This is a genomic window from Streptomyces sp. NPDC047706 (assembly GCF_043204795.1).
Taxonomy (GTDB): domain Bacteria; phylum Actinomycetota; class Actinomycetes; order Streptomycetales; family Streptomycetaceae; genus Streptomyces.
Window position 1 is genome coordinate 1 of record NZ_JBIDCW010000073.1, and the last position, 1121, is coordinate 1121.

Annotated in this window: 2 protein-coding genes; one reads left to right on the plus strand and one right to left on the minus strand. The window is 70.4% G+C overall.

What is annotated here, in order from left to right; genetic code table 11:
• Positions 1 to 543: hypothetical protein (locus ACGF8A_RS34560; protein WP_393114806.1), on the plus strand; the 543-nt coding region annotated here is incomplete at its 5' end.
• Here ACGF8A_RS34560 and ACGF8A_RS34565 read toward each other — a convergent pair.
• Positions 473 to 1121: IS5 family transposase (locus ACGF8A_RS34565; RefSeq protein ID WP_393114808.1), on the minus strand; the 649-nt coding region annotated here is incomplete at its 5' end. The genes ACGF8A_RS34560 and ACGF8A_RS34565 overlap by 71 nt on opposite strands.

The window sequence follows — 1121 nt, forward strand, 5'->3', positions numbered from 1 at the left end:
TTTCTGGAGGAGCGAGAGGCGGCGGCCCGAACACGGGCGGAGGAACTTCGCCTCCAGGCGGAGCGGATCGCTGCTGAACTCGCCGAGGCGGAAGCGGTGTTGGCCCGTCGGATGATCGCGAGGGAAGAAGTCGTCGAGGTCCTGGCCCTGGCCCGTGAGAGGGCGGAGGCCGCCGAGCCGGAAGTCGTGCCCGGGCCTCAGGAGGCCGACGCCGCGGTGGCCACGGCGCCGGTTGCGGGGTCCGTGGTGCCCAGGTGGCACCCCGGTGCGACGCCGGAGGCGCTCTCGACGGACTACCGGCGGATCGTCGAGCTGGTTCAGGACCGTCCGGATGACAGCGAGGGGATCTCGGCGAAACAGCTCGCCGCCTGCCTGGAGCTGGAGTTGGTCCCGGCGAAGATCGAGGGAGTGCGCTCGAAGGCGAGGCGCCTGGCCGAGCGGGGCTGGCTGACGGTCTCGCCGTCCGGCCGGTTCACGCGGCGACCGTCCACAGGGGCCGCTCCTGGCGCGAACGGGAAGTGGTCCGCGCCAGGCGGCGGCTGATCAGCATGGCCTGCGAGAAGTAGATGAACGCCTCGCTGGAGGCGGGCAGCGTCTCGAAGTCCCGCACCAGGCGCCCCGAGTTCATCAGCCACCCCAGCGTGCGCTCCACGCACCATCTTCTCGGCAGCACCACGAACCCCTTCATGTCGTCCGAGCGTTTCACGATCTCAAGCGTGAGCTGCAGTTTCTCCTTCGCCCAGGTGACGAGGCGGCCGGTGTAACCGCCGTCGGCCCAGACCAGGCCGATCTTGTGGAACCGGGCCCGCAGGCGGGGCAGCATGACGCAGGCGGCCTGCCGGTCGGTCACATTGGCCGCCGTCACCAGCACCATCAAGATGAGGCCGACGCTGTCCGTGATGACGTGCCGGCGCCTGCCGATGATCTTCTTCCCGCCGTCGTAGCCACGTGAGACCGAGGGCACCGACGCGGCGCCCTTGACCGACTGCGAGTCGATGATCGCCGCCGTCGGTTCCGTCCGACGGCCCTCGGCCTCGCGGACCCTGCAGCGCAGCCGGCCGTGGAACTCCCGGGCCAGGCCCGCCTTCCGCCACCTGCGAAAGTAGGCATACACGCGGTCC